Consider the following 19927-nt stretch of genomic DNA (forward strand, 5'->3'; position numbering starts at 1 on the left):
GTATAGGGTTCAGGGGGCTTATAAATGGACGAGTAGGCCCTGGAGACAGGGTGGGCCCAGGTGCTGGGCCACCAACTGACGCGAGGGGTAGCGTCAGTTGGCAGTGACATCAAGTCAGATTACTTCTTGGCTTCAAAGCCCAGGATCGGGCTCAGGCTGGCGTTAAATGCCGCCACAGTGTCAGCGGAGCTGCGATCGGCCCACTTGGGCACCACGGTTTCGCTCATGACTTTCTTCAGCAGTTCGCGGTCAGCGTCTGTAGGCTTGACCAGAGTCATCTTGCCTTTCAGAGGCTGCGTGCAAGTGTCGGCGCCAGTGTTGCAGTCATAGCCTTCTTGCGTTTCCTTGGCAGCGGCCGCCCAGATCTCTTCGGTCATGGCCTTGATGTTGCTGGCCAGGAATTCCTGAACTTTGGGGTCCAGCTTGTTCCAGGTGCCCAGGTTGGCTGCGTGAATCTGCTGGTTCCAGTTGATGGGCATTTCGTACAGCTTGGAGCTGACTTCGTACCACTTGGCCGAGTAGCCGGACATGGAGCCGGTAATGGCGCAATCGACCACACCGTTTTGCAGGGCAGGAACCACTTCACCGAATGGGATGGTTACGCTGTTGCCGCCCAGAGCCTGAACGAATTCAGCCTGTGTACGGCTGCTGGTACGCACTTTCTTGCCTTTCAGATCGCTCAGGCCGTTGAAGTTGCCGTTGCAAAACAGAACCTGGGCCGGGTAGGTGGAAAAGCCCAGTACCTTGACGTTGTTTTTGGCGTAGAACTGTTCGTAAGCAGGGGTGAAGGCGTCGGTCAGCTTCTTGGCCATTTCGATATCGGGAGCCAGGCCAGCCAGGTCGATGGCTTCGTTAATGGAGTTGTCGCTGGCGAAGTAAGCCAGGGTAGCCGTACCAAAGGGAATCACGCCCTGACCGATCAAGCGCATGATTTCAGGACCTTTCAGGCCCATGTCGTTAAAGCCCTTGATATCAGCGGTGATCTGGCCACCGGACAGCTCAGGCACTTTCTTGGCCCAGAAGGGCTGCTCGGTGTTCTGGTAGGCGGTCAGGTTGCTCAAGCCACCGACAACTTTCAGGGAAGTCTTGGGCAGTTCCTGGGCCATGGCGGCAGAGCCCAGGGCCAGCGAGCCTAAAGCCAGGGAGGTCAGTACGATTTTTTTCATAAGGTGCTCCTAATAGCGGTCCAGCTGTATGGTTGATAGAGTGCGCTCCCTGTTTGCAGGGGCTGCATATTGAAACCAAAGGGGCGACCGGGGGTGCCGGTCAAATCTTGCTTACAGCGCGGCCAGCCGTGTGTTGGGCAGATCGGTAATCAACATATGGCCAGGGGCATGTGTGATACAAAACTGCGGCTTGGCCTGGGCAGCAACGGCTTGAGGGGTGACGCCGCAAGCCCAGAAAACGGGTAATTCGTCGGGGCCGACTGGCACTGCATCGCCATAGTCGGGTTGTTGCAGGTCGCTGATTCCAATCAGGGACGGGTCGCCGATATGGACCGGGGCACCGTGCACGGACGGAAAGCGCGAGGTGATCTGAATGGCACGGATGGCATCGGCCGCACGCATGGGGCGCATCGACACCACCAGGGGGCCAGACAGGCGCTGTGTACCCTGGGTCTGGATCGAGCTGCGATACATGGGCACATTCACACCCGCGCTGATATGGCGCACATCAATTCCGTCGGCCAGCAGCGCTTCTTCAAAGGAGAAGGAGCAGCCAATCAGAAAGGACACCAGATCATCGCGCCAGACATCTTCGATGTTCAGCGGCTCGGCGTTGAGCTCGCCGTTCTGCCAGACACGGTAACGAGGGAAGTCCGTGCGCAGATCAATCGAGCCCCCCAAGGTTGGAACCTGGAATTGACCCGGTTCGGTCACTGCCAATAAAGGGCAGGGTTTGGGGTTGCGCTGGCAAAACAGCAAGAACTCATCGGCCCAGTCTTTGGGGAGGATCATCAGGTTGGCCTGCACGTAGCCTGCCGCTAGTCCTGCAGTAGGACCAGTATGGGTTTCTTGACGGATCAGCTCGCGGCATTTTTCGGCCTCGGGCGCCAGCACAGGCAGGGTTTGCAGGTTCATGAATGACCACTCGCACAAAAGGGGGTTGATCACAGCATCGGATTGCAACCGATCGGATAATGTGTGTCCAATCGTATGTTTGAATCCAAGGCCATAAAGATTACTTATCGGACTGCACGTATTGTTGGGCGATCGCTTGCGCATGATCGGCGACGACGCGGGCAATATGACTGTCCGGCGAGTCCATCCAACAGGCAAAAAATTCGATCGCTGGCAGTGGCTGATCAACCTTCAAAAGACGCAGTTTTCCCTCGGAAAGCTCGTCTTTTATGACGTCCGGTGCAAGTACGCTTGGACCCATTGCGTGGCGCGTCATTTGCACGATTGTGCTCAGGGATGCACTGCCAAAAATACGGGGAGATTTGACGCCGGCACGCAGCAGCGCTTCGCGTGTGGCCAGGTAAGGAACACTACCCGAGGGATAGGTAATTACAGGGTAAACCCCTAGCTCTGAAACACTGACTTTTCGGCCGTGCAGCTTCAATTCGGGGCTGGCGACCCAGCCTAACTGATAAGCACAAAGTCGAATGCACTGCTCTTTGGGGTCTTGGCCCACGCCCACAATCATGGCCATGTCAATCTGGAAACTGGCCAGTTGCTGGCGCAGTACGCTCGTTGTGTCCACGTGGATTTCAATGACCAGGGAGGGGTATTCCTGATGCAGCTTGTCGATCAGTTCATGCAACCAGGTTTGCACAATGGTTTCAGCAACCCCCAGGCGCAGCAGGCCGCGAATGGCGTTTTGCTCTTTGGCCGCGCGCAGCATCTCGGTGCGCAAGTCCAGCATGCGCTGTGCGTGTGACAGTAGTTCCTGGCCTTTGTCAGTCAGTTTGATGCCCCGGGCGCCCCGATCAAACAGGCGCAGTTCCAGACTGGATTCCAGTCCGGCGATGCGCTGAGAAATAGACGGTTGGGTCGTGTTGAGTTTTTCGGCAGCCGCCCGGAAACCGCCAAGCTCGGCAACCCACACAAAGGCTTCGATCTGTTTGAGATCAATCATGTTTCCGGTCCAGAAAATAGGCAGTCTTATTATGCCTGATCGCTATTGGCGGTCAGAAGTAGAGCTGACGGATATTTTTCCGTATCTTTGTTTGATTGAACGCGCCCACCACTATAATTCGCCCATGACTTGCAAGATACTGATTGTGCGTACGTCCTCTTTGGGAGATCTGGTACATATGCTGCCAGCAATCTCGGACATTGCACGCCATGTGCCCGGTGCACAAATTGATTGGCTCGTAGAAGAGAGCTTTGCTCAGATTCCAGGCTGGCACCCGGCAGTAAATGAAGTGATTCCGGTGGCGCATCGACGCTGGCGCAAGCAATGGTGGTCTGCCCAGACACGCCAGGAGCGCGCCGCCTTGCGCGAGCAACTGCAATCGCGCCAATACGATGTGGTGTTGGACATGCAGGCGCTGATGAAATCCATCTGGCTGGTGCGGCAGACTAAAGGCCGTCGTCATGGACTGGACTGGAAGTCCGCGCGTGAACCGCTGGCCTCGCTGTTTTACGATGTGCGTCATCGCGTCGGTTTCTGGCAGCCTGCTGTTTTCCGCCAGCGCAGCTTGGCCGCTTCTGCCTTTGGTTATCAGTTTGAAGGCGCTCCTGATTTTGGTTTGCAGGGTTTGGCCGCGCAAGCCCCCAAGGATGAGGATCCTTACGCCATCATCATGCCTTCGGCCAGCCGCGACGATAAGCTCTGGGAGCCGGAGAACTGGCAGCAGGTCTTTGACCGCCTGCAAGCTGAGGGCATGGCGCTGCGGCTGTTGGCTGGCAGCCCTGCCGAGTCCGAGCGTGCCGAGGCCCTGATTGCCGGGCGTAGCCAGGCGCAAGTGCTGCCACGAATGGATTTGACGCCTATTGCCCTGCAATTGGCCGGCGCGCAGGTGATGGTTGGGCTCGATAGCGGGTTGACGCATTTGTCGGCCGGCCTGGGGCGGCCCACCATTGGTATCTATAAAGCCTCGACCCCCGTACGTACTCCCTTGGAAGGCTCCGCCTATACCGCCAGCCTGGGCGAGCGCGGGCACCCTCCTTCGGCAGAGACGGTGCTCTGTGCCATCGATCAGGCATTGGGACGGACGACGGCGCCAGAGGCCGGCTTGCTGGACTCGCAAAAGAACTAGTTTGAGCCTGGGTGCCAATTCGTTTTTTTGTCAGTCGGCTTTGTGCTTACAATACGCGATGCCAAGGGGCCTGCGGCCCCGCTTGAATACAGGCTTTTTGCTGCCTGGCATCGTTTCCTATATTTCCTCCTGGTAGTGCCAAGCCTGGCTTGGCCGCTGCTGGTTTCGCACCGAGGCTAAGCGGGTGAACCGATTTTTCTATACCGCCTCCATTCGTATTCTGGCTCCAGCCTTGATGGCCTGGATGGGCTTGCGTGCCCGCCGAGCGGGTGGCGAGTGGCAGGTGTTATCGGGCCCGCGCTTTGGTTTTTATGGTGCCCTGCCGGTACCCAGCAAAGCGCCGGTATGGGTGCACGCAGTCAGCTTGGGTGAGACACGTGCGGCCCAGCCTTTGATCCGTGCCTTGCTGGACCAGGGCGAAACGGTCCTGCTGACGCATATGACCGTTACGGGCCGAGCAGAGGGGGCAAGTGCATTTGCCGCCGAGATCGCAAGCGGACAGTTGCTGCAGCAATGGCTGCCTTACGACTTTCCCGGCTCTGTACGACGTTTTTTTGCGCATTACCGTCCATGTGCCGGGGTGTTGATTGAACGCGAAGTGTGGCCCAATCTGCTGGCTGCCGCACGCCGACAAGGTGTGCCCATGATGTTGGCCAGTGCCCGGTTCTCGGAAAGTGCGTTGCGCACCAGCTTGAAGGCGGGTTCGGTCATGCGCGAGGCATACCGCTCCTTCAAGCTGATTTACGCTCAAAGCCTGGCCGATGCGCAGCGTCTGGAGCTGGCAGGAGCACAAGGCGTGCGCGTATCTGGGAACTTGAAGTTTGATGTGGTCTTGCCGCAGGACAAGATTGCCCGTGGTCGTGGTTTTGCCAGTGATCTGGGACGACGTGTGGTGGTGATTGCCAGTACCCGCGAGACCGAACATGCCGATTTCATGGATGCGATTGCCCACTATTTGCGCCGCGAACGTGAACACGGCAGCGAGCTGCACAGTCCGGTCTTGTTTGTCGTTATTCCGCGTCACCCCGAGCGTTTTGAGGAAGCGGCAGATTATTTGAATCAGCTAGGTTTACGTTCAGTGCGACGTAGCGAACTGTTAAAGCAGGGCGATACCAGCACGAGTGCGATTCAAGCCTGTCGAGAGGTCGATGTGCTTCTGGGAGATACCATTGGCGAAATGCACTGGTACTACGGCCTGGCGCGCGTGGCCATTGTTGCGGGCAGCTTCCAGCCCCTGGGCGGCCAGAATTTCATCGAAGCCTGTGCAGTTGGTGTCCCTGTGATTGTGGGCCCGCATACTCATAATTTTGCCCAAGCCATGCAAGATGCCATGCAGGCAGGTGCCGCGATACGTGCCGCTACGCCAGCCGTGGCGCTGCAACAGGCATTGGAGCTGGTGGATGATCCAGCACGCCATCACAAGATGGCTGACGCGGGTCTGCATTGGGTTCAGATGCATGAAGGCGCAGTGCAGCGCGTACTTTCTGGATTGGCACAAATTCGCGATTAAATACCGAGCTGTTTATTAGCTAATAAGTATTTATTTTTACGTGTTTTTGAATTTGTGGTGAATTGAGGACAGCTTGCCTTGATTTGAATCAAGTTGAATAAAAAAAGCCCGCATTAAGCGGGCTTTTTTGAGATCTAAAAACTGATCGAAATCGATTTACAGTTTTTGGATGCTCTTAGCTTGTGGACCCTTTTGGCCTTCAGCCGACACGTACGAAACGCGCTGGTTTTCTTCCAAGGATTTAAAGCCCGTGCCCAAGATGTCGGAATGGTGAACGAAAAGATCTTTGCCACCGTTGTCGGGGGAGATAAAGCCGTAGCCTTTTTCGTTATTGAACCATTTCACGATACCGGTTTCTGTTTGCATTTCCTGCATTCCCTAAAAATGACGAGCAATCTGCTCAAAAAAGATTGTCAAGATGTAAAAATCAGGGCAATGAGTATTAGAAACAATACCGTATTGAACAAACTTCGACGAACTTGAAATCCTGCACCGCCAATCGTAGGGGGTATTTAACCTGTAAGTCAAGCTAAATCGACCCTTTGCGTGGTTTTCAGGCAGTGTTTGATCAACAATTACAACCAAGCTTGTTATCGCAACGGACCCCTCTGCGCCCCTCGTTAAAGTCCGTGGTATTTACGACCAAATTCAAGCGTAGCATGAAAGAAACCGGACTTGCTACCACAGTCGTAACGCGTGCCTTCATATTCATATGCATATACCGCACGACTTTCCAAAAGACTGGCAATTCCATCCGTTAATTGAATCTCTCCACCTACCCCCGCTTGAGTGCGTCGCAGGTGGTCAAATATTTCTGCCTCCAATACATAACGCCCTACAACGGCTTGTGTAGAGGGAGCTACTTCGGGTGCTGGCTTTTCAACAATTCCATTTAGCCGGGTGGCTTTGGAATCGACTAAATTACCCGAAACAATTCCATATTTATTTGTTTCATTTCTATTTACATTTTGTGTCGCCACAATACTGCCGTTGTATTGATGAGCTGCCTCGACCAGTTGCCGGGATACCGGCGTGGTGGCGTCGATCAGGTCGTCCGCCAGCAGGACCAGGAAGGGCTCATTGCCCACGATGGGGGCAGCGCACAGCACGGCATGGCCCAGACCCAGCGCGCGTGGCTGGCGGGTGTAAATACAGCTCACATGGCTGGGGATGATGTTCTGAACGGCGTCCAGCAATTCCAGCTTGTTCTTGCCTTCCAGCTCGTGCTCCAGTTCCGGGATGCTGTCAAAGTGATCTTCAATGGCCCGTTTGTTGCGGCCTGTAATAAAGATCAACTCTGTGACTCCGGCGGCAACCGCTTCTTCGACAGCGTACTGAATTAGTGGTTTGTCGACGATTGGCAACATTTCCTTGGGCATGGCCTTGGTGGCCGGCAGAAAACGTGTGCCTAGACCGGCGACGGGGAAAACAGCTTTGCGTATAGGTTTCATAGTGTCGTCAATCGAGGATCAAGGTGAAGCTGGCGCGGGATGAGCCGGAGTTCCAAGTTGAATGGCATCCTGGTTTCGCTGCGAAAACTGCCGAGGCTCACGCCCTTGTTCACTGGGAGGTGTGCCGAAAAAGCCTTGTCCAAAAGCTAGAAGGGCGACGTTTGCCACCAGGATCAGTATGAAAAGCAGTCGCATCGCAGATGCCCTGAAAAATACAGTTCAACCCAAGATTGTACGGGTAGGGGAGTTTAAGTTCATCCGTTTTAATGCCAATCGTATCTAAGGGTCTCCCCACTTGTCTGACGCTGAAAGCCCGTTGTGAAACCCATTCGGGCTTACAAATGGGCGGCAAACAGCGCCAAGCCACGCAAAGCAGGCGTTTCCAGTTCCTGCAGCTGGGGTACCTCTATATTGAGCAGGCGGCAATGGTGACTTAATTGTTCTAACAGTTCTTGCTGCGCCAGAGCGCGGCCACCGCCGGCCAGAAACACTAATGGGCCATGTCCAAGATGTTGACGGCCTTTTTCCCATTGCCGCAATACCGCCCCAGCCTGCGCCGCGGCCACCCCTGTACTGATAGCCGCTTGAGTATTGCGCGGGAACGCCGCTGTTTGTCCATGTGCCTCGGGAAGCTGCGCCGTATTTTGCTTGAGCGAAGCCAGCATCAAGCTGGGGCCGGGCAAGATGGAACCGCCCAAAAAGTGACGTACCTCGTTTTGCGCAGGCCCCAGCAAATCAATCGTTGTGGCAGTACCAAAGCTGATCAGCAAGGCCCCTTGTTCGGCCGGGTATTCCTGGGCCAGCAGATCGCTCAGCCCTAATAGGGAAGCCCAGCGGTCGGCGCCCAGTTGGCTGGCCTGCTCATAATCGTTGTGCAGCCCAAAAACTTGCTCTTGTGCCTGCAACCAGCGTACCGGACCCAAACCCAGACGGCTGACAGCGGCATCAATTTGTTTTTGCACCTGGGGACCTGCCACATTCACCCCTAGCGCTTGCACACCTTTTTGATTGGCGAATTCTTGCAAGGGGGCCTGGCCTGCTTCCAGCCAAACTGCCAATTGATCCAATTGGTCCGCATGCACGCTAACCGGCTGGCTTTCGCGCGCGCCGGTTAAAGGATGACACCACCCTAATTTGATGCGGGTATTGCCAGAGTCGATAAGCAGGGTCATGCCGGGTCGTCAGAGCTGAAAAGAGTGCAGTATAGCGATCAGCGTTGGGCGCGAACGGAAACTTCGCCCACCGTGACCGCTCGTTCGGAACCATCGGGGTGGCGCAACAATAATTGCCCCGAGGTATTGATGCCCGTCACAATGCCGGTGTGCAGGACCTGGCCGTTGTCGATGATATGGACTTGCTGGCCTATCAGTGCATCAACTTGCGCGTAGCGTGTGGGCAGATCCGCGAAGCCCTGGGCCGTAACATGGTTCAGGCTTAGGTACAGACTTTGGGCAACCTTGGCCACAATGTCCGAACATCGTGCCAGGCTTGCTTGCTGGGAGTGTTCCGCAATGCTGCTCCAGTCCGCAATGGCGCGTTGTGTATTTTGGCTGATGGTTGTCGCATCGCGCAGATTCAGGCCTATGCCAATAATCACGACATGATGGTCACTGGAACTGGGTGCAGCGCTGGCGCGTGTTGCTTCAACCAGAATGCCCGATAGCTTGGCCTGATCCCACAGCACGTCGTTCGGCCATTTCATGGCCAGACGATTACGTACGGCGGGTTCCAGAAACTGGCGCAGCGCTTCTGTTGTTGCCAGACCGGACAGCGGCGAGAGCGTAGGCAGTTGTCGTGCCGGCAGAAAAATATCGAAGGCACAGGAAAACATCAGGTTTGCACCAACGCTGTTTTCCCAGGTGCGGCCAGCACGTCCACGGCCACGGCTTTGCAGATGAGCGCCCAACAGCCAGGGACGCACACGCGGCCCGGATTCCTGGCGGGCCAGGGCGAGCAAATCCGCGTTGGTCGATTCGGTCGAATCCACCCAGCGTATCTGGGGAAAATGGGGCAAGCGCGTACGCAGCTCTGCCATCATGTCGCGAGGGCTGGGTAGGGTGAATGCAGAAGAGGTATTCATGACAATCCGGTACACTGGATGAGTTAAACGTAATCTTATGTGATATTTGATCTGAGCATGTCTGAACGCGTAGATACAATCCAATTTTCCGGCCAGGCCGGTGTTATTGACTGTGCTCTGGACTGGCCAGCAGGCGAGCCCAAGGGTTGGGCCTTGCTGCTGCATCCTCATCCTTTGCATGGTGGAGCACGTAATAACAAAGTCGTGACCACCTTGTCGCGCAGCGCCACACAACATGGTTTGCTGGCAGTACGCCCCGATTTCCGGGGTGTCGGAAAGTCTGCTGGGGAGTTCGACAGCAGCCGTGGCGAAACCGCCGATATGCTGGCCCTTATTGAGCAATTCCCATCGCATTTCCCGCAGTGGAGTTCCGGCCCATCCATGTTGGCCGGTTTTTCATTTGGCACCGCGGTCGCTGCCCAAGTGTATGCCAGCCTGCAAGAAGCGCAGGCGCCTTTGCCCGGTGCGTTCATCCTGACCGGCACCGCGGTCAACCGCTTTCGCTTCCGGGATGTAAGCCCTCCTGTCGACACTTTATTAGTACACGGTGAAACCGACGATGTTGTTCCCCTGTCGGAAGGCATGGACTTTGCGCGTGAGCATCAGTTGCCCATGGTCGTGCTGCCCGAGGCTGGCCACTTTTTTCATGGCAAGCTGATCCAGCTGCGCGAGCTGGTTAGCCGTCATTTGGCCGGGCTTGGAACCTAAGCCGGGTTTTGCTTTCAAATCGTTGCGTTTTCCTGTTCAGACTCAGGGGCCTTGCCCCTCACAGGCCCAGATGGCTCTGCCATAATGGGTTCTTTCCGCCACTGTCAAAGCAATCGATTTTTTCCATGACTTCTATTCAAAAATTTGCATCTCCAGTCCTCTCTCGTTGTGTGGTGGCTCTTGCCCTGGCGCTGCCTATGGTGGCTCAGGCACAAACTCAAACTCCTGCCCCGACAGAATCGGCTCAAGTGCTTGGCGCTCAGACGCCTGCCTTGCCAGGTGATTTGTCCGTTGTACCCGCACCTAGCCTGACGGCCCGTGCCTGGTTGTCCATGGACGTTAATAGTGGCCAGATCATCGCGGCAGAAGGGCTGAACGAACAGGTCGAGCCTGCCTCCCTGACCAAGCTGATGACGGCCTATCTGGTCTTTGATGCTCTGGAATCCGGTCGCCTGAAGCTGGATCAGACCGTTGTGATTTCGGATAAGGCATGGCGCACCGAAGGTTCGCGCATGTTTGTGAAGGTCAACTCTCAAGTGGCGGTGAATGATCTGCTGCAAGGCGTGATCGTGCAATCGGGTAATGACGCCTCTGTTGCTCTGGCCGAAGCCGTTGCCGGTAGTGAAGATGCTTTTGCTGCCTTGATGAACGAAGAGGCCGCCAAGCTGGGTTTGACGGCTACGCATTTCAAGAACTCCACCGGCTTGCCCGATCCCGAGCATCTGACTTCGGTGCGTGATCTGGGCGTGTTGTCCGCTGCGCTGGTTGCCCGCTTTCCTCAGTACCTGCACTACTACAGCCAGAAAGAGTACACCTATAACAATATCAAGCAGCCCAACCGTAACCGCCTGCTGTGGCTGGATAACACGGTTGATGGTCTGAAAACCGGCCACACCCAATCGGCCGGTTATTGCCTGGTGTCGACCGCCTTGCGCGATGGCCGTCGCGTAGTGTCGGTTGTGGTGGGCACGGCAAATGACGCCGCTCGTACAGAAAACAGCCTGAAGCTTCTGAACTGGAGCTTCCAGAACTTCGAAACCGTGAAGTTGTACGACGCCAGCAATCCTGCTGTTACCGCCCGTGTTTGGGAAGGTGAGGTCGAGAATGTAGGCCTGGGTACAGAAGGAGCCTTGTGGCTGACGGTTCCGCGCGGCAAGTCTTCGGAAATCAAGCCTGTCGCCAACTATACCCAGCCCTTGCTGGCTCCGTTGAGCAAGGGTGACAAGGTCGGTACACTGACTTTGTCCTTGGATGGCAAAGTATTGGCAGAACAGCCTTTGCTGGTGCTGCAAGATGTGCCCGAGGCAGGCTTTTTCGGTCGTATGGCTGACAAAGTGCGCTTGATGTTTGAGTAATTCCTTGGTGCGAGGCTGAAACCTATGATTGCAGGCATTGACCCCGACAGCATTGTTTATTTGAACGGCGATTTCGTGCGCTTGGGCGAAGCGAAGATCTCGGTACTGGATCGTGGCTTCATCTTTGGCGACGGCATTTATGATGTCGTGCCTGCTTATCACGGGAAACCTTTCCGTATAGATGGACACCTGGGGCGCTTGGAGCGCAGTCTGGCCAAGGTGGGCATCACCAATCCTTTCACTCGACGTGAGTGGGAAAAGCTGGTGCTGGATATGCTGGCCCGTTCGGGCCGGGGCGCCGACTGCATGGTCTACATTCAGGTGACACGCGGTGTTGCCAAGCGCGACCATGCCTTCCCCAGCAATGTGCCGCCCAGCATCTTCATCATGGTCTCGCCCTTCAAGCGTGTGCAGCAAGAACGCGAAACCGGTTTGAAGGCAGTGGCTATTGAAGATGAACGCTGGCTGCGTTGCGATATAAAATCCGTTTCTCTGCTGGGCAATGTGTTGGCCAAGCAGCAGGCGGTTGAAGCCGGCGTGGATGAGGTCATTCAGTTCAGAGACGGTTTTCTGACCGAAGGGGCCTCCTGCAACATCTGGATTGTGCGCGACGGCACTTTGCTGGCACCCATGCGCAACAATTTGATCCTGGAAGGGATTCGCTACAGTTTGATGGAAGAGCTTGCCGCCCAGGCGGGCATCGCTTTTCAGGCGCGTCAGATCTCTCGTGAAGAGGTCGACACTGCCGACGAGATCATGATGACGTCAGCTACCAAAGAGGTGCTGCCCATCGTTGTATTTAACGGTCAGCCCGTCGGTGACGGACGACCCGGCCCTGTCTTTGCCAAATTACGTGAAGGCTATGACAAGGCCATCAAGGCTGCGGAGCAAGCATGACCATTTCCCCCGAAGAATCGTTGATCGAATACCCCAGCGACTTTCCTATCAAAGTCATGGGCCAGACTCACGAAACCCTGCAAGACGAATTGCTGGCCATCGTGCTGGAACACGATCCAGGTTTTGACGCTGCCACCATTGAGGTGCGTCCCAGCAAGGCAGGCAACTACACGGGCCTGACTTTCACGGTGCGCGCCGTCTCGCGTGAGCAGTTGGATAATCTTTATCGTGCTCTGCATGCGCATCATCTGGTGCGTGTGGTGATGTAAAGCAGGGATCAGGCGTTCATGTCCGACTCAGTTCGTATCAAGTGGTTTGAGCGGCCTAGCGCCTATGAACCCATCTGGCAGGCAATGCGCGACTTTACCGAGCAGCGCGGGCCAGAGACTGCTGATGAAATCTGGCTTGTCGAGCACACGCCTGTCTACACGCAAGGACAGGCTGGCAAGCCGGAACATCTGCTGAACCCCGGTGGCATCCCCGTGGTGCAAACCGACCGGGGCGGGCAGATTACCTATCACGGCCCTGGGCAGTTAATGGTGTACTGCCTGTTTGATCTGCGCCGGGTAGGCCTGTACGTCAAAGAATACGTACGCCTTTTGGAAGAGGCTGTTATTGCCTGTCTGACGCATTTTGGTGTCGAAGGGGCTTGCTGCAAGCCAGGGGCACCGGGTGTCTATGTACCGCAAGGGGTGGCAAGCCAGGAGTTGGCCAAGATTTCCGCATTGGGGATCAAGATTCGCAATGGCCGCTCTTACCATGGTCTGGCCTTGAATATAGGTATGGATCTAAGCCCATTTAGCGGTATCAATCCCTGTGGCTATGAAGGGCTGCAAACGACGGATGTGCGTTCGCAAGGCGTCGTGGTCCCCATGGACGAGGTTGCACAGTATTTGTCTAATTATCTATCTCAAGCTATAGCTCTGCGCCTACAGGCAGCGGCAGCTTAAATAGCGCAGCGATAAAGCGCCGCATGGGGCGGCGCTCATCTTTATATTGTTATTTATTTGTCAAGGGCGGCCTCAGCTTCCGCTCCATTGCGGCGCGCGTTTTTCGATAAAGGCGTCTATACCTTCGCAGGCATCGTTGCTCATCATATTGTCAGCCATGACCTGGCCGGCGTAGTCGTAGGCTTGTTCAATAGCCAGGCTGCGCTGGCGGTAGAACATGGCCTTGCCTGCACGGACGGCAACCGGACTCTTGGCCATGATGCTGTCGGCCAGTTTCTGTACGGTTTGATCCAGCTGGTCTTCGGCTACGGCGTAATTGATTAACCCCAGCTCTTGAGCACGTTGGGCGCTGATAAATTCGCCCGTCATCAACATTTCCATGGCGGCCTTGGGCGGCACGCAGCGAGACAGGGCAACAGCGGGGGTGGAGCAGAACAGGCCAACGTTAATGCCGGAAACCGCAAAGCGAGTGGACTCGGTGGCGACAGCCATATCGCAGGTAGCAACCAGTTGACAGCCCGCTGCAGTGGCCAAACCTTGCACACGAGCAATCACCGGCACGGGCAAGGCCAGCACACCTTGCATGACGCGGCTGCAGCGGCTGAACAGATCCCGGTAGTAGTCGTGTTCGGGCTTGGAGCGCATCTGTTTCAGATCGTGTCCGGCACAAAAGGCCTTGCCTTCCGCCTGGATAATGACGCACTGCAAGCTGGGGTCCTGGGCCAGCTTGTCCAGAATGTGTTGTAAAGAGTCCAACACTTCTTCAGACAGGGCGTTGTACTTGGCGGGCCGGTTCAAGGTGATGCGGGCCAGTCCCTGATGCTGTTCCAGCAGGACGGGATCGGCGGGGTGCTCTTGTGACATGCAAGTCTCCGTACTTATAGTATGTGCAGGTTTTATTTTCGGGTGTTGCGGCATCGTTAGGTCGACCTCTATATTAGAGGGGTCTGGTACAAACTATCGCCCTTGTTCTAGGCGCTTGTAAAGCGAAGGGGCTACAATTGACCACTGCGCCCATCGTTTAGTGATGCTGCCCGCACGCTGTTTTTCTATTTAGACGCCTATGACCACCCCTACAGATACGTCCGTCGATTCCAAACCTACTGTGCGCCCTCGCGTTGTCGAATACGACGCAACGCAAAAGCAGAAGGCCGAGGCCAAGACCTCGCGCATTCCCATTAAGGTCGTGCAGGCAGAGCGTTTGAAAAAACCTGATTGGATTCGGGTGAAGGCGGCCGCGCCGAACTCCCGTTTCTACGAGATCAAGGAAACACTGCGCGAGCACAAGCTGTTCTCGGTGTGTGAAGAAGCCTCCTGTCCCAATATTGGGGAATGCTTTGGTAAGGGCACGGCAACCTTCATGATCATGGGCGACAAGTGCACACGCCGTTGCCCATTCTGTGACGTGGGCCACGGGCGTCCCGATCCGCTGGACGAGAACGAGCCCGCCAACCTGGCCAAGGCCATTGGTGCCATGAAGTTGTCCTACGTGGTGATTACCTCCGTAGACCGTGACGACCTGCGTGATGGTGGCGCTGCCCACTTTGTGGAATGTATTCGTCAGGTGCGTGAGCATTCGCCCACTACGACCATTGAAGTGCTGGTGCCGGACTTCCGTGCACGTCTGGACCGTGCGTTGGGCATCCTGAATGCCTGCCCTCCTGATGTGATGAACCACAACCTGGAAACGGTGCCTCGCTTGTACAAGCAGGCGCGTCCGGGTTCGGACTACCACCACTCCTTGAAACTGCTGCAAGAGTTCAAGAAGCTGCATCCAAACATTCCAACCAAATCCGGTTTGATGGTTGGCTTGGGTGAGACCAACGAAGAGATTCTGGAAGTGATGCGCGATATGCGTGCTCACGATATTGATATGTTGACCATTGGCCAGTATCTGCAACCGTCCGGGCATCACTTGCCCGTAATGCGTTACGTGACGCCTGACGAGTTCTTGATGTTTGAGCGTGAAGCCTATGCAATGGGCTTTACCCATGCCGCCGTTGGTGCTATGGTGCGCTCGTCCTATCACGCAGACCAGCAGGCACACGCTGCAGGGGTGCAACCTTAACAATAAGAGTACGGGTCTTTGTAAGACTTGGCTTTTATATTTGAAGAACCCGGCCTTGGCGCCGGGTTTTTTATGCCTGCCAGGATTTCAAGCACTGTCGATTCACGCCTGTCTGTTTTGACTTCAGGTTCCAGGGCGGGTAGAAGACCAAAGAGCCTTTAACGGCTCTTTGATCATGCTATCAATGGCAGTTTGGTTGTTTACTTGGATGGCGGGCTTCCCACCGTATCACTCTGGGCCAGGGCCTTGGCAGAAAGACTCTCTATATAAGGCTCCAGAACTTCGTCGTAATCTTCGACGCCCAAATACCAGGCTGTCAGGCCTTTGCTGTCTTGCTTGAGATCAGTCCAGCAGAATAAAGAGCGGTCAAAAGAGTCCTTGATGGTCTCGTTCACAAACTTGAATAACTCATCCAGCAAGGGCAGGCTGCTCGAAGGGACGGCAAATGGCGTTTCCCCCTGGAACTGCCAGGCATACTGTTCGAGCAGTTCGTTCGACCAAAGAGCATGTTGCTCTTGAGAGCTTAATTCTGGATTGGCAGGGCTTAAAGGCATGGTTCTGGGTCAGGTAAGGGGAACGGATGGTCAGGCGCCGGTGGCAAACCATTGTATGGGGGCGGCGCCTTGCTCTTTGAGCCACTCATTGGCTTGCTGGAAATGGCCGCAACCAATAAAGGGCACAGGGGGGCGGCGTGCAGCCAGGGGGGATGGGTGATTGGCCTTCAAAATCAGATGGGGCTGCTGGGAGTGCTGCCGAATCAAAGCCTCTTTGGCCTGAGCGTGCGCACCCCACAACATATAAACAATAGGGCGTGTAGTTTGCTGAGCCAGGTTCATCAGCAGGGAGTCAGTAATCTGTTCCCAACCTTTCTTGGCGTGAGAGGCAGGCAAACCATCTTCTACAGTTAGTGATGTATTCAACAGCAAGACACCTTGTCGGCCCCAGTTGCTCAGATCATGACTGCTGGGTAACGCTGTGTCGGGATATTCCAGTTCCAGCTCTTTAAAGATGTTGCGCAGACTGGGCGGGGCCGGGCAGGTGTCAGGCACAGAAAATGACAGGCCCTGTGCTTGATTGGGACCGTGATAAGGGTCCTGGCCCAGAATCACTACGCTGACTTTCTGCAATGGCAGCAGTTCCAGTGCGCGGAAAGGGGTGGCCGGGTAAATAGAGGCACCATCCTGGCACTCCTTGTCCAACCACTTGGCTAGAGTTGCCAGTATGTCTTGCAGTTCCGGGCGATCCAATGTGGCACGCCAGTCGCTGGGAAGGCGGGCAGCTTGCGTCAGGATGTTCTCGGTCAGGAGATTGCCGGAGAGTATTTCTTCGCCAATCAGGCTGAGCTGTGCCGCAGGGGCTTGAGAAGATGAGCGGGCCATAGTCTGCATACAGAGTTATTTGTCCGCCTATTGTAATAGGGGAGATGTGGCTTACCTATCTGCTTGGATGGGGTCTCTCTATATAGAGAGGGGGTTGTCGATCAAAAGTAGGGCGATTGTTATGCCTCTATATATAGAGGGATGACCGGCGGTCTATATATAGAGTGTTGTAGACCAGGTTCTAGATTAGCGGCCTATGGTGATAGCCGGGTCTTTGTGTAGCCTTCCCCAGGATTTCAACCGCATTCTTATCTTTTCTGTCTGTCTGTCTGTCTGTCTGTCTGTCTGTCTGTCTGTCTGCGAAAACACTTTTGAGCAGGGGAATGCAGTGCGAAACAAGAGAATCGACGCAGAGCCGGAGAGAAAAAGCCCAGAATCCCCCTGTTCTACGCTGTGACTCCTCAGTGTTTCGCCTGTCAGTTCTGGTGCCGATCCAGCTATACATGAATGGCAGGCAAGTAAGTATCATTTAGTTTCATTTTAAATTGTTTATATATAACAATGGTCTAAGCAAAAAATCACTGTAAGCTACCTCTTTTACATGAAATGTTCAGGTAAAAAACTTGCCAAGTCGAAAATCATCGTGCTATAGTTCTTTTCTCGCTGCAGCACACACAGGGTTTTCCCTCAAAGCGCTACAGAGAGCAGTTAGACAAGATTCACCGCCTTGGCCAAGAGGCCCGCACCGAAGCTTGAATGACTGAGTCAGGTAACTGACACGGTGTAAAACCCAGAGCTTGACAAATCAGAAAATTCTGTGTTAAAGTTCTAGGTTCTGCTCCAGAGAACGCAACGTTAAGTTTTTAAGCGGTTTCGAAGGTTGAAACGGATTTGAAGATTTACCCTTGTTTGTGAAGTGGGATGGTTGGCCTTTTGGGTTGATTGTTCGCCAGGTGGGACGGAACGAAAGTTCTGGTTTAAGCGGGATGAGTTGGACGGTTTTAAAACTTTCTAGCTTCTTCAAAAAAAACGCTTGACACACTGCCTGATCTGCTTCATAATCTCGTTTCTCTGCTGCTAACACAGCAAGGCACGAAGCGCTAAACGCGACGAGCCAGCCGGGTTGGTCAGTGGAATGACAGGCAACTGTCACTGCTCTTTAACAATTAACAGCCGATAAGTGTGGGCGCTTGGAATGAGCGAGTCGAACCCTTCGGGGATCGCCACAAGTTTGTATCAAGTGCTCACAAACGAAAGATGAAGAATTACCTTGTGTAACTCTGAATTTTTCTTTGAGACACAATCGGTCTCGTCGCAAGACGGGACAACCACAGAGATTAAACTGAAGAGTTTGATCCTGGCTCAGATTGAACGCTAGCGGGATGCTTTACACATGCAAGTCGAACGGCAGCGCGAGAGAGCTTGCTCTCTTGGCGGCGAGTGGCGGACGGGTGAGTAATATATCGGAACGTGCCCAGTAGCGGGGGATAACTACTCGAAAGAGTGGCTAATACCGCATACGCCCTACGGGGGAAAGGGGGGGATCGCAAGACCTCTCACTATTGGAGCGGCCGATATCGGATTAGCTAGTTGGTGGGGTAAAGGCTCACCAAGGCAACGATCCGTAGCTGGTTTGAGAGGACGACCAGCCACACTGGGACTGAGACACGGCCCAGACTCCTACGGGAGGCAGCAGTGGGGAATTTTGGACAATGGGGGAAACCCTGATCCAGCCATCCCGCGTGTATGATGAAGGCCTTCGGGTTGTAAAGTACTTTTGGCAGAGAAGAAAAGGTATCTCCTAATACGAGATACTGCTGACGGTATCTGCAGAATAAGCACCGGCTAACTACGTGCCAGCAGCCGCGGTAATACGTAGGGTGCAAGCGTTAATCGGAATTACTGGGCGTAAAGCGTGTGTAGGCGGTTCGGAAAGAAAGATGTGAAATCCCAGGGCTCAACCTTGGAACTGCATTTTTAACTGCCGAGCTAGAGTATGTCAGAGGGGGGTAGAATTCCACGTGTAGCAGTGAAATGCGTAGATATGTGGAGGAATACCGATGGCGAAGGCAGCCCCCTGGGATAATACTGACGCTCAGACACGAAAGCGTGGGGAGCAAACAGGATTAGATACCCTGGTAGTCCACGCCCTAAACGATGTCAACTAGCTGTTGGGGCCGTTAGGCCTTAGTAGCGCAGCTAACGCGTGAAGTTGACCGCCTGGGGAGTACGGTCGCAAGATTAAAACTCAAAGGAATTGACGGGGACCCGCACAAGCGGTGGATGATGTGGATTAATTCGATGCAACGCGAAAAACCTTACCTACCCTTGACATGTCTGGAAAGCCGAAGAGATTTGGCCGTGCTCGCAAGAGAACCGGAACACAGGTGCTGCATGGCTGTCGTCAGCTCGTGTCGTGAGATGTTGGGTTAAGTCCCGCAACGAGCGCAACCCTTGTCATTAGTTGCTACGCAAGAGCACTCTAATGAGACTGCCGGTGACAAACCGGAGGAAGGTGGGGATGACGTCAAGTCCTCATGGCCCTTATGGGTAGGGCTTCACACGTCATACAATGGTCGGGACAGAGGGTCGCCAACCCGCGAGGGGGAGCCAATCTCAGAAACCCGATCGTAGTCCGGATCGCAGTCTGCAACTCGACTGCGTGAAGTCGGAATCGCTAGTAATCGCGGATCAGAATGTCGCGGTGAATACGTTCCCGGGTCTTGTACACACCGCCCGTCACACCATGGGAGTGGGTTTCACCAGAAGTAGGTAGCCTAACCGTAAGGAGGGCGCTTACCACGGTGGGATTCATGACTGGGGTGAAGTCGTAACAAGGTAGCCGTATCGGAAGGTGCGGCTGGATCACCTCCTTTTAGAGCGAATGGCTCGCAAAGCGAAAGCGTCCACACTTATTGGCTGTTAGTTAATGTCATGACCATTGAAGGTATCGCCCACTGGTGATAGATGGGTCAGTAGCTCAGTCGGTTAGAGCACCGTCTTGATAAGGCGGGGGTCGTTGGTTCGATTCCAACTTGACCCACCAACGATTACCTCGGGGGATTAGCTCAGCTGGGAGAGCACCTGCTTTGCAAGCAGGGGGTCGTCGGTTCGATCCCGTCATCCTCCACCACCGCTTTTGTGGTTGGTTGTCGATACAGCAAGGTTCATGACAGAGTATAGGGCACAGGGCAACAACGGTTGACCTGGCGCTAGATTCAACGAAGAGTGTTCTTTTTAAAGAATACTGCTCGTTGGGTTATGCAACCCACGAATTGCTCTTTAACAATTAGGAAGAAGCACAACGAAGGTGTGTTGTCTAATAAACGCAAAGCGATTAGTCGCCTTGTGATGACAATACACGGGTTGTGATTGCAACAGA

The 19927-nt window shown here is 54.7% G+C and carries 18 protein-coding genes, 2 tRNA genes and 1 rRNA gene; 11 read left to right on the forward strand and 10 right to left on the reverse strand.

Annotated elements, in window-relative coordinates:
* Nucleotides 1–119: 119 nt before the first annotated feature.
* The 3 genes from CPY64_RS00005 to CPY64_RS00015 all read right to left on the reverse strand — a co-directional run bounded on the left by CPY64_RS00005 (nucleotide 120) and on the right by CPY64_RS00015 (nucleotide 3081).
* Nucleotides 120–1166, reverse strand: coding sequence for a TRAP transporter substrate-binding protein (locus CPY64_RS00005; RefSeq protein WP_042484573.1), 1047 nt, complete (start codon nucleotides 1164–1166; stop codon nucleotides 120–122).
* A 111-nt stretch (nucleotides 1167–1277) separates the two neighbouring features.
* On the reverse strand, nucleotides 1278–2081 hold the full coding sequence (locus CPY64_RS00010) for a putative hydro-lyase (RefSeq protein ID WP_086069844.1): 804 nt from the start codon (nucleotides 2079–2081) through the stop codon (nucleotides 1278–1280).
* A gap of 100 nt (nucleotides 2082–2181) precedes the next feature.
* Complete coding sequence (locus CPY64_RS00015; RefSeq protein WP_026483782.1) at nucleotides 2182–3081, reverse strand: LysR family transcriptional regulator; 900 nt, start codon at nucleotides 3079–3081, stop codon at nucleotides 2182–2184.
* A 124-nt stretch (nucleotides 3082–3205) separates the two neighbouring features.
* Here CPY64_RS00015 and waaC point away from each other — a divergent pair, with 124 nt between their 5' ends.
* Together waaC and CPY64_RS00025 are read left to right on the forward strand one after the other, a co-directional pair.
* Entirely contained in the window at nucleotides 3206–4207 is a 1002-nt protein-coding gene (gene waaC, locus CPY64_RS00020) for a lipopolysaccharide heptosyltransferase I (RefSeq protein WP_042485215.1), read from the forward strand.
* 184 nt (nucleotides 4208–4391) lie between these two features.
* A complete protein-coding gene (locus CPY64_RS00025; RefSeq protein ID WP_042484569.1) occupies nucleotides 4392–5717 on the forward strand; it encodes a 3-deoxy-D-manno-octulosonic acid transferase in 1326 nt (441 codons plus the stop codon).
* A gap of 156 nt (nucleotides 5718–5873) precedes the next feature.
* Here the strand turns inward: CPY64_RS00025 and CPY64_RS00030 are convergent, their stop codons facing one another.
* The 4 genes from CPY64_RS00030 to CPY64_RS00045 all read right to left on the reverse strand — a co-directional run bounded on the left by CPY64_RS00030 (nucleotide 5874) and on the right by CPY64_RS00045 (nucleotide 9248).
* Nucleotides 5874–6083, reverse strand: coding sequence for a cold-shock protein (locus CPY64_RS00030; protein ID WP_026483779.1), 210 nt, complete (start codon nucleotides 6081–6083; stop codon nucleotides 5874–5876).
* Between the two features lie 254 nt (nucleotides 6084–6337).
* Nucleotides 6338–7168: a UTP--glucose-1-phosphate uridylyltransferase GalU gene (gene galU, locus CPY64_RS00035; RefSeq protein WP_035268525.1), complete on the reverse strand. Its 831-nt coding sequence runs from the start codon at nucleotides 7166–7168 to the stop codon at nucleotides 6338–6340.
* A 335-nt stretch (nucleotides 7169–7503) separates the two neighbouring features.
* Nucleotides 7504–8340, reverse strand: coding sequence for a type III pantothenate kinase (locus CPY64_RS00040; protein ID WP_042484563.1), 837 nt, complete (start codon nucleotides 8338–8340; stop codon nucleotides 7504–7506).
* Nucleotides 8341–8378: 38 nt separating this feature from the next.
* Nucleotides 8379–9248: a biotin--[acetyl-CoA-carboxylase] ligase gene (locus tag CPY64_RS00045; protein ID WP_042484559.1), complete on the reverse strand. Its 870-nt coding sequence runs from the start codon at nucleotides 9246–9248 to the stop codon at nucleotides 8379–8381.
* A 57-nt stretch (nucleotides 9249–9305) separates the two neighbouring features.
* On the opposite strand from CPY64_RS00045, the gene CPY64_RS00050 reads away from it, so the two are divergent.
* The 5 genes from CPY64_RS00050 (at nucleotide 9306) to lipB (ending at nucleotide 13158) form a co-directional block, all read left to right on the forward strand.
* On the forward strand, nucleotides 9306–9956 hold the full coding sequence (locus CPY64_RS00050; protein ID WP_042484555.1) for an alpha/beta hydrolase: 651 nt from the start codon (nucleotides 9306–9308) through the stop codon (nucleotides 9954–9956).
* A 125-nt stretch (nucleotides 9957–10081) separates the two neighbouring features.
* Nucleotides 10082–11311, forward strand: coding sequence for a D-alanyl-D-alanine carboxypeptidase family protein (locus CPY64_RS00055; RefSeq protein WP_042484552.1), 1230 nt, complete (start codon nucleotides 10082–10084; stop codon nucleotides 11309–11311).
* Between the two features lie 24 nt (nucleotides 11312–11335).
* A complete protein-coding gene (locus tag CPY64_RS00060) occupies nucleotides 11336–12208 on the forward strand; it encodes a D-amino acid aminotransferase (RefSeq protein ID WP_009460109.1) in 873 nt (290 codons plus the stop codon).
* On the forward strand, nucleotides 12205–12477 hold the full coding sequence (locus CPY64_RS00065; RefSeq protein ID WP_009460108.1) for a DUF493 family protein: 273 nt from the start codon (nucleotides 12205–12207) through the stop codon (nucleotides 12475–12477). Before CPY64_RS00060 ends, CPY64_RS00065 begins: the two co-directional genes overlap by 4 nt.
* 18 nt (nucleotides 12478–12495) lie before the next feature.
* Nucleotides 12496–13158 carry a lipoyl(octanoyl) transferase LipB gene (lipB, locus tag CPY64_RS00070; protein ID WP_042484547.1) on the forward strand — a complete coding sequence of 221 codons (663 nt, stop codon included), beginning with the start codon at nucleotides 12496–12498 and terminating at the stop codon, nucleotides 13156–13158.
* A 72-nt stretch (nucleotides 13159–13230) separates the two neighbouring features.
* Here the strand turns inward: lipB and CPY64_RS00075 are convergent, their stop codons facing one another.
* Nucleotides 13231–14022 carry an enoyl-CoA hydratase gene (locus CPY64_RS00075; RefSeq protein ID WP_042484544.1) on the reverse strand — a complete coding sequence of 264 codons (792 nt, stop codon included), beginning with the start codon at nucleotides 14020–14022 and terminating at the stop codon, nucleotides 13231–13233.
* A gap of 199 nt (nucleotides 14023–14221) precedes the next feature.
* Between CPY64_RS00075 and lipA the strand changes: the two genes are divergently transcribed.
* The gene (gene lipA, locus CPY64_RS00080) at nucleotides 14222–15226 is read left to right on the forward strand and encodes a lipoyl synthase (RefSeq protein ID WP_021447088.1); all 1005 of its coding nucleotides are present in this window, start codon (nucleotides 14222–14224) and stop codon (nucleotides 15224–15226) included.
* A 200-nt stretch (nucleotides 15227–15426) separates the two neighbouring features.
* Here lipA and CPY64_RS00085 read toward each other — a convergent pair whose 3' ends face one another.
* Nucleotides 15427–15780 (reverse strand): hypothetical protein, encoded by a 354-nt coding sequence (locus CPY64_RS00085; protein ID WP_042484540.1) that lies wholly within the window; start codon nucleotides 15778–15780, stop codon nucleotides 15427–15429.
* A 30-nt stretch (nucleotides 15781–15810) separates the two neighbouring features.
* On the reverse strand, nucleotides 15811–16605 hold the full coding sequence (locus tag CPY64_RS00090) for a uracil-DNA glycosylase (RefSeq protein ID WP_226791435.1): 795 nt from the start codon (nucleotides 16603–16605) through the stop codon (nucleotides 15811–15813).
* Between the two features lie 1279 nt (nucleotides 16606–17884).
* On the opposite strand from CPY64_RS00090, the gene CPY64_RS00095 reads away from it, so the two are divergent.
* The 3 genes from CPY64_RS00095 to CPY64_RS00105 all read left to right on the forward strand — a co-directional run bounded on the left by CPY64_RS00095 (nucleotide 17885) and on the right by CPY64_RS00105 (nucleotide 19678).
* Nucleotides 17885–19421 (forward strand): 16S ribosomal RNA (locus CPY64_RS00095).
* 93 nt (nucleotides 19422–19514) lie between these two features.
* Nucleotides 19515–19591: transfer RNA gene (locus CPY64_RS00100), tRNA-Ile, on the forward strand.
* Nucleotides 19592–19602: 11 nt separating this feature from the next.
* Nucleotides 19603–19678, forward strand: a tRNA-Ala gene (locus CPY64_RS00105).
* Nucleotides 19679–19927 lie beyond the last annotated feature (249 nt).

This window comes from Alcaligenes faecalis, from assembly GCF_002443155.1.
GTDB lineage: Bacteria > Pseudomonadota > Gammaproteobacteria > Burkholderiales > Burkholderiaceae_B > Alcaligenes > Alcaligenes faecalis.

Excerpts from the sequence above, each read along its gene's own strand:
- galU (WP_035268525.1), bottom strand. The coding sequence starts at position 7,168 with ATGAAACCTATACGCAAAGCTGTTTTCCCCGTCGCCGGTCTAGGCACA.
- CPY64_RS00040 (WP_042484563.1), bottom strand. The coding sequence starts at position 8,340 with ATGACCCTGCTTATCGACTCTGGCAATACCCGCATCAAATTAGGGTGG.
- CPY64_RS00010 (WP_086069844.1), bottom strand. The coding sequence starts at position 2,081 with ATGAACCTGCAAACCCTGCCTGTGCTGGCGCCCGAGGCCGAAAAATGC.
- CPY64_RS00005 (WP_042484573.1), bottom strand. The coding sequence starts at position 1,166 with ATGAAAAAAATCGTACTGACCTCCCTGGCTTTAGGCTCGCTGGCCCTG.
- CPY64_RS00085 (WP_042484540.1), bottom strand. The coding sequence starts at position 15,780 with ATGCCTTTAAGCCCTGCCAATCCAGAATTAAGCTCTCAAGAGCAACAT.
- CPY64_RS00050 (WP_042484555.1), top strand. The coding sequence starts at position 9,306 with ATGTCTGAACGCGTAGATACAATCCAATTTTCCGGCCAGGCCGGTGTT.
- lipB (WP_042484547.1), top strand. The coding sequence starts at position 12,496 with ATGTCCGACTCAGTTCGTATCAAGTGGTTTGAGCGGCCTAGCGCCTAT.
- CPY64_RS00055 (WP_042484552.1), top strand. The coding sequence starts at position 10,082 with ATGACTTCTATTCAAAAATTTGCATCTCCAGTCCTCTCTCGTTGTGTG.
- CPY64_RS00090 (WP_226791435.1), bottom strand. The coding sequence starts at position 16,605 with ATGGCCCGCTCATCTTCTCAAGCCCCTGCGGCACAGCTCAGCCTGATT.
- waaC (WP_042485215.1), top strand. The coding sequence starts at position 3,206 with ATGACTTGCAAGATACTGATTGTGCGTACGTCCTCTTTGGGAGATCTG.
- CPY64_RS00065 (WP_009460108.1), top strand. The coding sequence starts at position 12,205 with ATGACCATTTCCCCCGAAGAATCGTTGATCGAATACCCCAGCGACTTT.
- CPY64_RS00030 (WP_026483779.1), bottom strand. The coding sequence starts at position 6,083 with ATGCAAACAGAAACCGGTATCGTGAAATGGTTCAATAACGAAAAAGGC.
- CPY64_RS00060 (WP_009460109.1), top strand. The coding sequence starts at position 11,336 with ATGATTGCAGGCATTGACCCCGACAGCATTGTTTATTTGAACGGCGAT.
- CPY64_RS00075 (WP_042484544.1), bottom strand. The coding sequence starts at position 14,022 with ATGTCACAAGAGCACCCCGCCGATCCCGTCCTGCTGGAACAGCATCAG.
- CPY64_RS00015 (WP_026483782.1), bottom strand. The coding sequence starts at position 3,081 with ATGATTGATCTCAAACAGATCGAAGCCTTTGTGTGGGTTGCCGAGCTT.
- CPY64_RS00045 (WP_042484559.1), bottom strand. The coding sequence starts at position 9,248 with ATGAATACCTCTTCTGCATTCACCCTACCCAGCCCTCGCGACATGATG.
- lipA (WP_021447088.1), top strand. The coding sequence starts at position 14,222 with ATGACCACCCCTACAGATACGTCCGTCGATTCCAAACCTACTGTGCGC.